This is a genomic window from Erwinia sp. MYb375 (genome assembly GCF_037479175.1).
GTDB lineage: Bacteria > Pseudomonadota > Gammaproteobacteria > Enterobacterales > Enterobacteriaceae > Erwinia > Erwinia rhapontici.
On the sequence record NZ_JBBGZS010000016.1, the window covers coordinates 21,214 to 29,241 of the forward strand.

At 54.2% G+C, this 8,028-nt stretch carries 5 protein-coding genes, 1 tRNA gene and 2 rRNA genes; 1 reads left to right on the plus strand and 7 read right to left on the minus strand.

The window, feature by feature from the left end; genetic code table 11:
• Positions 1-183: 183 nt before the first annotated feature.
• Positions 184-1,017 (plus strand): glyoxylate bypass operon transcriptional repressor IclR, encoded by an 834-nt coding sequence (iclR, locus tag WH279_RS10265; RefSeq protein WP_200643864.1) that lies wholly within the window; start codon positions 184-186, stop codon positions 1,015-1,017.
• On the opposite strand, the gene aceK is transcribed toward iclR, so the two are convergent.
• The 7 genes from aceK to rrf (WH279_RS10300) form a co-directional block, all read right to left on the minus strand.
• A complete protein-coding gene (gene aceK, locus WH279_RS10270) occupies positions 1,014-2,753 on the minus strand; it encodes a bifunctional isocitrate dehydrogenase kinase/phosphatase (protein ID WP_445235199.1) in 1,740 nt (579 codons plus the stop codon). The two genes, iclR and aceK, sit on opposite strands and share 4 nt — an antisense overlap.
• Positions 2,754-2,893: 140 nt before the next feature.
• Entirely contained in the window at positions 2,894-4,198 is a 1,305-nt protein-coding gene (aceA, locus tag WH279_RS10275) for an isocitrate lyase (RefSeq protein WP_339456336.1), read from the minus strand.
• Positions 4,199-4,219: 21 nt separating this feature from the next.
• A complete protein-coding gene (gene aceB / locus WH279_RS10280) occupies positions 4,220-5,818 on the minus strand; it encodes a malate synthase A (RefSeq protein ID WP_339456338.1) in 1,599 nt (532 codons plus the stop codon).
• A gap of 313 nt (positions 5,819-6,131) precedes the next feature.
• On the minus strand, positions 6,132-7,061 hold the full coding sequence (metA, locus tag WH279_RS10285) for a homoserine O-acetyltransferase MetA (protein WP_133846944.1): 930 nt from the start codon (positions 7,059-7,061) through the stop codon (positions 6,132-6,134).
• Positions 7,062-7,375: 314 nt separating this feature from the next.
• Positions 7,376-7,491 (minus strand): 5S ribosomal RNA (gene rrf, locus WH279_RS10290).
• 35 nt (positions 7,492-7,526) lie between these two features.
• Positions 7,527-7,602, minus strand: a tRNA-Thr gene (locus tag WH279_RS10295).
• A 48-nt stretch (positions 7,603-7,650) separates the two neighbouring features.
• Positions 7,651-7,766, minus strand: a 5S ribosomal RNA gene (gene rrf, locus WH279_RS10300).
• Positions 7,767-8,028 lie beyond the last annotated feature (262 nt).

An 8,028-nucleotide genomic window follows, 5' to 3' on the forward strand; every position in this document is an offset into this window, starting at 1 on the left:
CTCTTCCCCTTCAGCATCTCACCCAGGCACCACTGCCAGCACGCCATACTGGCACAACTTTTGTGCGGGTAACAGTGATGCCAGGTAAGACATTTTCAGTCTGATGACAAATGCAGAAGCCGCTTGAAGTATGACGGGTATAGAACGAAAATGATTTCCATAATGCGCAAAAAGGAGTCAGGTATGGTCACCCCCGTCGTCGCGAAACGCGGCAAGAAGCCGCGTGCCGCCGCTGCATCTACTGCTGCACCTGCCGGGCAGGTTCAGTCGTTAACCCGTGGTCTGAAGCTGCTGGAATTTATTGCTGAGTCCCACGGTAATGTGGCGCTGACTGAACTGGCCCAGCAGGCCGGGTTACCGAACTCCACCACGCATCGCCTGTTGACCACTATGCAGCAACAGGGATTTGTGCGGCAGGTCGGGGATTTAGGCCTGTGGACCATTGGTTCGCACGCGTTTGTGGTCGGCAGTAGTTTTTTGCAAAGCCGTAACCTGCTGGCACTGGTCCATCCTATGCTACGTACGCTGATGGAGGCCTCCGGCGAAACGGTGAATCTGGCGGTGTTGGACATCAGCGATCACCAGGCGGTGATTATCGATCAGGTCCAGTGCACTCAGCTAATGCGCATGTCAGCGCCGATTGGCGGCAAACTGCCGATGCACGCCTCCGGTGCCGGTAAGGCATTTCTCGCCAACCTTGATGATAAGCAGGTGAGCGAACTACTGCATCGTCAGGGGCTACATCACTACACGCCGAAAACGTTGATCTCACCACACAGCCTGAAAGAGAACCTTGCGCAGGTACGCAAGGCAGGTTATTCGTTTGATGATGAAGAACACGCGCTGGGTCTGCGTTGCATTGCCGCCTGCATCTACGACGAGCACCGCGAACCTTTCGCTGCGATTTCCATCTCCGGCCCGATCTCACGCATTACCGACGACCGTGTTACCGAAATCGGTGCACTGGTGATCAAAGCGGCGAAAGAGATCACCCGTGAATACGGCGGATCGCGCTAACCTGCCGTTTGCAGTGAGCGATAACGCTGACTGAAGCGCTGGCGGCGACGGTAGGCGAACACATCTTCAATGTGACCCGCGCGGATACGCTGCTGTAGCCCGCGCCAGAAGTCGGCGTGAAACAGCTCCGCGTGCATTTCATCAAACAGTGTGGCGATGGCCGGATCGGCGCACAGGTAGTGACGAAACTCTTCCGGAAACACGTCTTCTGGCGACACGCTATACCAGGGCTCGTGGCTTAATTCATCTTCCGGGTAGCGTGCGGCTGGGATATCGCGGAAGTTCACTTCAGTCATATAGCTGATTTCATCGTAGTCATAGAACACCACCCGCCCGTGACGGGTGACGCCAAAATTTTTATACAGCATATCGCCGGGGAAGATATTGGCCGCCGCCAGCTGCTTCACCGCATTGCCGTACTCTTCTATCGCCTCTCGTCGTTGCTGCGCACTGGCTTGCTCCAGCCACAGGTTAAGCGGGGTCATACGCCGTTCCATATACAGATGGCTGATGGTCAGCATCTCCCCGTGCCGTTGCAATTTCTCCGGCACCTCTTGCTCCAGCAGCGCCAGCAGCGCCGGGCTGATGCGCTTCTCTTCGATAGCAAAATTTTCGAATTCCTGGGTATCCGCCATTCTGCCCACGCGGTCATGCTCTTTGACCAGCTGATAGCACTGACGCACCCGCTCTGGCGTCACCTCTTTCTGCGGCGCAAAGCGATCTTTAATCACTTTAAATACCCGATCAAAGCCCGGCAGGGTAAACACCAGCATCACCAGCCCTGGTACGCCGGGCGCCACGACAAACTGCTCGTTTGTTGTCGTCATATAGTGGAGATATTCGCGATACGTTTCGGTTTTGCCATGCTTCTGGCAGCCAATCGCCATATAGAGCTCAGCCGTGGTTTTGCCCGGCAGGATCTCACGCAGCCATTCAACCAGCGCCGCAGGCAAAGGGGCATACACCATAAAGTAGGAGCGGGCGAAGCCAAAGACGATGCTCGCCTCACGGTTGCGCGTCAGGCAGGTATCAATAAACAATGTGCCTTCGTCACTGCGGTGAATCGGCAGCAGGAAGGCGCAGACACCTGAAGGCGTGCGCAGTTTGGCCACCAGCCAGGCAGCCTTATTCCGGTAAAACAGTTCATTGGCGACCTGTAAATTCGCCTGTTGCAGCTCACTGGCGCTAAAGTTTTCCCGCAGATGCGCAATGATATACTGGATATCTCGCGCCATATCCTGCCAAGGCAGGCGCAACGGCAGATCGTGCAGTAAACGGCTCAGCAAAGGCTGCCAGCCATCGGCCGCACTGAAGTTTTTTGCCAGTGGGCGTGGAATGGTGCGAAATCGCTGCTCTGGTTGTGAACTGAAGATAAACAGTCGTTCCGGCGTCAGAGCCTGGTGGCTGAACAGACGGCAGTAGACGGAATTAAAGAAGCTTTCGGCTATTTCAAAACGCGGGTAGTCCGGCAGCAAATCGGTGTAGATGGCCTTTACCCGTTGCAGAAAATCACGGTCTTCCGACTGCGAGGCGGTAATACAGCGCAGCTGTTCTACCACCAGACCCACATGGTGATCGTAGAGATGGATACGGGCTTTCATCGCCAGTTGCACCGCCTGCCAGTCGGCCTGTTCAAAACGCTGTTGCGCCCCGGCAGTGACTTCCAGAAAACGGCCATACTGGGCGTCAAATCCTTGCAGGATGGTGCGGGCAATCAGGGTTTCCAGTATCGACATGATTCACCTCAGGCGTCAGCATGAAGAAGGGACGGGCATGCCCGTCCCCTACAGAAGTCTGTGGAGGTCTGACAGGCCCAGAATAGGTGCAGGGCCGCCCCCCCGGATAGGTGTAGGGGTCGGGCATGCCCGACCCAGGATCAGAACTGTTCTTCTTCCGTTGATCCCGTCAGGGCCGTCACCGATGACACCCCGCCCTGGATGATGGTGGTGACATGATCAAAGTACCCCGTTCCGACCTCCTGTTGATGCGAGGAGAAGGTGTAGCCCTGTTTAATCGCGGCAAACTCCGGCTGCTGTACTTTCTCTACATAGTGGCGCATGCCTTCCCCCTGTGCGTAAGCCTGTGCGAGGTCGAACATGTTGAACCACATGCTGTGGATGCCCGCCAGGGTAATGAACTGGTACTTGTAGCCCATCTCTGACAGCGCCTGCTGGAAGCGGGCAATGGTGTTGTCGTCGAGGTTCTTCTTCCAGTTAAATGACGGCGAGCAGTTATAGGCCAGCAGTTTACCCGGGAAGCGCGCGTGAATGGCTTCGGCAAAGCGCCGCGCCTGCTCAAGATCCGGCTTTGAGGTTTCACACCAGATCACATCAGCATAAGGTGCGTACGCCAGACCCCGGCTGATCGCCTGCTCAATACCGGCATGGGTGCGGAAGAAACCTTCCGGTGTGCGTTCTCCGCTAATAAATTCACGGTCATAGTCATCGCAGTCGGAGGTGATCAGATCTGCTGCATCCGCATCCGTGCGGGCAATCAATACCGTAGGCACGCCCATCACATCAGCCGCCAGACGTGCAGCCACCAGTTTTTGAATCGCTTCCTGAGTCGGCACCAGCACTTTGCCGCCCATATGGCCGCACTTCTTCACTGATGCCAGCTGGTCTTCAAAGTGCACGCCCGCTGCGCCGGCCTGAATCATCGATTTCATCAGTTCAAAAGCATTGAGTACGCCGCCAAATCCGGCTTCCGCATCGGCCACGATCGGCAGGAAATAGTCCACATAGCGCGGATCGCCAGGCTCAATATTCGATGACCACTGAATCTGATCGGCACGCTGGAAGGTGTTATTGATGCGCTCCACCACCGACGGGACGGAGTTAGCCGGATACAGCGACTGGTCCGGGTACATGCTGGCGGCGAGGTTAGCATCAGCCGCCACCTGCCAGCCGGAGAGGTAGATCGCCTCAATCCCCGCTTTCGCCTGTTGCAGTGCCTGCCCGCCCGTCAGCGCACCCAGGCTATTGATATAACCTTTCTTTGCGCCGCCATTAAGCAGCGCCCAGAGTTTTTCTGCGCCGTTCTCGGCCAGCGTACAGACCGGGTTAACCGAGCCACGCAGTTTGACCACCTCTTCAGCGCTGTACGGACGGGTGATGCCATCCCAGCGTGCATCGCGCCAGGATTGTTCTGTCTGCTGAATCTGTTGGGTACGAGAAGTCATGATGGAGCTCCTTGTCAGGGTTCAGGGAAGTAAGCGGTAGCCCGGCAGAGTCAGAAACTCAACCAGTTCGGATTCCGTGGTAATGCGTTCCATCAGTGACGCGGCCTCATCGAATCGCCCTGCGTGATAGCGTAAGTCACCCAGTTCTTGCCGGATCACCTGCAACTCTTCTGTCAGCATCTTGCGGAACAGGGCTTCAGTGACCACTTCGCCGCTTTGCAGTGTTTTGCGGTGATGAATCCATTGCCAGATTGAGGTACGTGAGATTTCAGCGGTGGCGGCATCTTCCATCAGCCCATAGATAGGCACGCAGCCGTTGCCGTTGATCCAGGCTTCGATGTACTGCACAGCAACCCGAATATTGGCGCGCATACCCTCTTCAGTACGTTCACCCGCACAGGGGGCCAGCAACTGTTCTGCGGTGATGTCTGCATCCTGTTCACGCATCACCTGGAGCTGGTTCGGACGTTCACCCAGCGCCTGGTCAAAAATGGTCATCACCGTATCGGCCAGACCGGGGTGAGCAATCCAGGTGCCATCGTGACCGTTAGCCGCTTCACGCTGTTTGTCGGCCTGCACTTTGTCCAGCACCCACCGATTGCGCTCTGCGTCTTTACTGGGAATAAACGCTGCCATTCCCCCCATCGCGAACGCGCCGCGCCGGTGACAGGTTTTGATCAGCAGGCGCGAATACGCATCCAGGAAACCCTGGTCCATCGTCACGGACTGGCGATCGGGTAAAACACGATCGGGATGATTTTTCAGGGTTTTGATGTAGCTGAAGATGTAATCCCAGCGGCCGCAGTTCAGACCAACAATATGATCGCGCAGGTGCCAGAGGATCTCGTCCATCTGGAAAACGGCCGGTAAGGTTTCGATCAGCAAGGTCGTTTTGATCGTCCCACGCGGGAGATCGAAACGATCTTCGGTGTAGCTGAACACATCGCTCCACCAGGCCGCTTCCTGATACGACTGGGTTTTCGGCAGATAGAAGTAAGGCCCGCTTCCCTTTGCCAGCAGCGCATTCACGTTGTGGAAAAAGTAGAGCGCAAAATCAAACAGGCTGCCCGGGATCGGCTCATCGCGCCATGTGACATGCTTTTCAGGCAGGTGCAGGCCGCGAACACGGCAGATCAGTACTGCCGGATCGGGCTTCAGCTGATAGATCTTCCCGGCCTCATTGGTGTAGCTGATGGTGCCGTTGATCGCATCGCGCAGATTGATCTGTCCGGCGATCACTTTTTCCCATGCAGGGGCCAACGAGTCTTCAAAGTCAGCCATAAACACATTCACGTTAGCATTGAGCGCATTGATGACCATCTTGCGCTCTACCGGGCCGGTGATCTCGACTCTGCGGTTCTGCAAATCTGCCGGAATACCACGGATTGTCCACTCGCCATTTTTAATGGAATCCATTTCCGAAATAAAATAGGGGAGTTCTCCCCCATCAATCCGGCGCTGTATCCGTGCACGTTCTGATAGCAGTGCCTGGCGGCGCGGCGTGAACTTCACCACCAGATCGCTAAGAAAATCGACGGCTTCATCGGTGAGAATCTGCTGTTCATCCTCACCAAATGCGCGCTGGAAGGCCAGTTCCCTGCTAATTACCTGCTGTGTCATCTGTTTGCTCCTGTCATCGATGCTACCGGGTATGCAATGTGTTACCCGGCGATCTTCTGTGAACAATCTTTGAACTGCAGGATCAAAATAGCATCAGTTAAATTTCAAAATCAAAAACTATTTCCATTTTAAACAGAATGTGAACGCAATGAATTGATTTATATATAATTAAAATTGCAAATCAACAGGAAGTTGTTTTCACAGAATAATGAGATCGCGATCGGGTGACTGGATTCAGCAAAATGAGGGAGGGGGAGTGGACGGTATTTAAGGTGGATCGATGATCCACCTGGTAACAGAACCGGGGGAGTGTTTACTCGAGTGTTGGATTCATATGACGCAGATCGAATGGTGTGATCTGGTATACGTAGTAGTTCAGCCAGTTCGAGAACAGCAGGTTACCGTGACTACGCCAGCTGGCACGCGGTGGCAATGCCGGGTTGTCATTCGGGAAGTAGTTAAAGGGCACTTCCGGATTCAGGCCCGCATCAAAATCACGGTGGAATTCACCGGACAGCGTCAGTGCATCATATTCAGGATGGCCGGTGACAAAGGCCAGGCGTTTGTCTTTGCTGGCAAACAGATATGCACCGGTCTGGTCCGACTCAGCAAAAATTTCCAGGTCAGTATAGTCACGCAGTAGCTGAGTGGGGAAGTCAGCATAACGTGAATGCGGCGCCAGGAAGGTATCGTCAAAGCCGCGTGTCAGGAGTGCGTGAGGATGTAAGATTTGATGCTCAAACACACCTGATAATTTGTTTTCGCGGGTCTGTTTTGGAATGCCATACAGGATATTCAGTGCCGCCTGTACCGCCCAACAGACAAATAACGTGGAAGTTACGTGCTCTTTTGCCCAGTGCAAAACCTTCTGGATCTGCGGCCAGTACGCCACATCGCAGAAGTCGACCAGCCCGAGCGGGGCACCTGTCACGATAAGTCCATCGTAGTTATCATTCTGAATGTCTTCGAAATTACAGTAGAAGTTATTCAGATGTTCCGATGGCGTATTGCGTGACTCGCGGCTGTCGATGCGCAGCAGCTGGATGTCGATCTGCAGCGGGGAGTTAGAAAGCAGACGCAAAAACTGGTTTTCAGTTTCGATCTTCTTGGGCATCAAATTCAGTACCAGCACTTTCAGCGGGCGAATATTCTGCGTGCTGGCACGCGTGGACGTCATAACAAAGACGTTCTCGTCGCGCAAAAAACTTACGGCTGGTAATTCATCGGGTACCCTGATCGGCATGACCTGCTTCCTCACTACATACGCTTATACGTTTAGACATCCAGACAGCCAAAGATAACGTGCCTTTACCCGAATGTCGAGTCCTCATCCGATTATTGAAAATGTTTCATCTCATTGCTCAGTATAGAGTAATGATCGACCCATTAGCGGTGAGGAAACAGGCAATGCAGACGAGGAATGCTTCGATTCAGCGCCTATTAACGTTCTGATTTTGTTCTAAATAGGGGGAAATACATGGCAATGATTAAATCGCAGACAAACAACAGACGAAAAAAAACCCCGGCCTTTCGGTCGGGGTTCTTTCTTCGTTTGATGCCTGGCAGTTCCCTACTCTCGCATGGGGAGACCCCACACTACCATCGGCGCTACGGCGTTTCACTTCTGAGTTCGGCATGGGGTCAGGTGGGACCACCGCGCTAAAGCCGCCAGGCAAATTCTTGATTTACCGAACTCACGCTTTATTACTGGTGCTGATACCCAGAGTCGAACTGGGGACCTCACCCTTACCAAGGGTGCGCTCTACCAACTGAGCCATATCAGCACACTTAATTTTAAAGGGCGACACGTATGTCGCCCTTTATTGTTTGATGCCTGGCAGTTCCCTACTCTCGCATGGGGAGACCCCACACTACCATCGGCGCTACGGCGTTTCACTTCTGAGTTCGGCATGGGGTCAGGTGGGACCACCGCGCTAAAGCCGCCAGGCAAATTCTTTGTGCATGAAACGAATCTTTTTCACTGATGCAGCGTTGTCACCCTCGCGCCTCTCAGTCACATACTTCAGTATGCTCCCTCGTGCCGCCCCGGGCTCCGCCTTGCCTCAGCGTAAAATCTTTCGTTTCCGCTAATTCTTTATCCGGTAACAAGCTGAAAATCTCTTTGCGTCTCTCGAACGCCACCAGAACGCTTCTGGCGTTGTAAGGTTAAGCCTCACGGGTCATTAGTACCGGTTAGCTCAACGCATCGC

Bases quoted from the DNA above. Each gene is read 5' to 3' on its own strand.
- iclR (WP_200643864.1), top strand. From the start codon at position 184: ATGGTCACCCCCGTCGTCGCGAAACGCGGCAAGAAGCCGCGTGCCGCC.
- aceK (WP_445235199.1), bottom strand. From the start codon at position 2,753: ATGTCGATACTGGAAACCCTGATTGCCCGCACCATCCTGCAAGGATTT.
- aceA (WP_339456336.1), bottom strand. From the start codon at position 4,198: ATGACTTCTCGTACCCAACAGATTCAGCAGACAGAACAATCCTGGCGC.
- aceB (WP_339456338.1), bottom strand. From the start codon at position 5,818: ATGACACAGCAGGTAATTAGCAGGGAACTGGCCTTCCAGCGCGCATTT.
- metA (WP_133846944.1), bottom strand. From the start codon at position 7,061: ATGCCGATCAGGGTACCCGATGAATTACCAGCCGTAAGTTTTTTGCGC.